1 protein-coding gene is annotated in these 2066 nt (G+C 65.0%); it reads left to right on the forward strand.

What is annotated here, in order from left to right:
* The coding region (locus AB3X96_RS42300; protein ID WP_368594384.1) for an amino acid adenylation domain-containing protein at positions 1-2066 on the forward strand (2066 nt) is incomplete at both ends.

Here is a 2066-nt window from a genome sequence, read left to right on the forward strand (position 1 = left end):
CGCGGGCCAACCGGCTGGCGCACCATCTGATCGCACTCGGAGTCAGGCCGGATCAGCCGGTGGGGATCTGCGTGGAGCGCAGCGCGGCGATGGTGGTGGGGCTGCTGGCGATCCTGAAGGCGGGGGGTGCCTATCTACCGCTGGATCCGGCCTATCCGTCTCAGCGGCTGCGCCAGGTGCTGGTCGATGCCGCTCCGCAGCTGCTGCTTTGCGATGTGGCCGGCCGCGCCGCACTTGGCGCCGAGGTGCTGACCGATGTGATAGCGGTCGATCTGGAAACGGCCACGCCGGTCTGGGGCGAGCGGCCGCCTTCGGACCCGGAGCCGCGCACGCTTGGCCTCACGTCCCGCCATCTCGCCTATGTGATCTACACCTCAGGCTCAACCGGAACTCCCAAGGGAGTACAGAATGAGCATCGAGCGGTTATCAATCGCCTGATCTGGATGCAAAAGGCCTATGCACTCAATACGGCTGATGTCGTCTTGCAGAAGACCCCGTTTAGCTTCGATGTCTCTGCCTGGGAATTCTTTTGGACATTGCTTGAAGGGGCAACCCTGGTGCTGGCGGTTCCTGGTGTACACAAAGACCCGGATGCGCTTGTAAACCTGATAATCGGCCAACGCATCACCACCGCACACTTTGTACCATCGATGCTGGCCAGCTTCATGAACACGAAGGGCGTTGATCGCTGCACATCCCTGCAGCGTCTCGTGTGTAGTGGTGAGGCGCTTTCTGCTTCCCTCACGCAGAAGGTTCGGTGCGTATTACCTTGGACCGGTCTGCACAATCTATATGGTCCCACGGAAGCTGCTATCGACGTAACGGGCTGGAATTGCCCGGCTGATTTTAATGGGTCAGTGGTCCCGATTGGCCGTCCGATTTCGAACACGCGGGTTTATCTGCTGGACGGTCATGGCGAGCCGGTGCCGTGCGGGGCGGTGGGGGAGCTTTACATTGGCGGGGCGGGGGTCGCGCGGGGCTATCTGAACCGCCCCGAGCTGACCGCCGAGCGGTTCATCGCCAGTCCCTTTGTGGAGGGCGATCGGCTGTACCGCACGGGGGACCTGGCGCGGTACCTGCCGGACGGCAATCTGGAGTTCCTGGGGCGCAACGACGACCAGGTGAAGATTCGCGGCTATCGCATCGAGCCGGGCGAGATCGCGGCGCGGCTTGGCGAGCACGCCTTTGTGCGCGAGGCGGTGGTGGTGGCGCGACAGAACCGCGCCGGCGACAGGCATCTTATCGCCTATGTGGTGTGTGCACCCGAAGCTCAATCGGATGGGCTGGATGGCCCTGAGCTTGCCAACACCTTGCGCGCGTACCTAAGTGCGCGGCTGCCAGACTACATGGTACCGTCGGCGTTCATGCCGCTGGCGGAGTTACCGCTGACGGTGAATGGCAAGCTCGACCGCAAGGCACTGCCGGCGCCGGCCGACGATGCCTATGCGCGGGCGGCCTATGAGGCGCCGCAGGGCGCAGTCGAAACGGCGCTGGCAGAGATCTGGGCCGAGCTTCTAGGCCTGGAGCGGGTCGGACGCCACGACCACTTCTTCGAGCTGGGCGGCCACTCGCTCCTCGCGGTACAGGTGTCGAGCCGGCTGTCGCAGGCTGTTGGGGTCGAACTGCCGCTGTCGACACTGTTCGCCAGGCCGGTGCTGGGCGATCTTGCGGCAAGTATCGTCGAGGTGTTGAGCCGCTCCGGTCCCCAACACCTGCCGGCGATTGTGGCCGTATCGCGCCAGGCGCCGCTTGAGCTGTCGTTTGCGCAGCAGCGGTTGTGGTTTCTGGCCCAGCTGGACAAGGACAGCACCCGCTACCACATTGCGCTGGGCTGGCGGTTGCGGGGCAGGCTGGATCGCGCGGCGTGGCGACGCAGCCTCGATCAGCTGTATGCGCGCCACGAGGCGCTGCGCAGCGTCTTCGTTGATGCGGAGGAGGACCCCCGGGTTGAGATCCTGCCGCCCGGCACGGGCCTGCCCGTGCTGGAGCACGACCTGCGGGAGCGGCCGGATGCGGCGGCGGCGCTTGTGGCGCTGTGCGCCGAAGAGGCGTGCATGCCTTTTGAT

This window comes from Paraburkholderia sp. BR13439 (assembly GCF_040948805.1).
GTDB classification, from domain to species: domain Bacteria; phylum Pseudomonadota; class Gammaproteobacteria; order Burkholderiales; family Burkholderiaceae; genus Paraburkholderia; species Paraburkholderia youngii.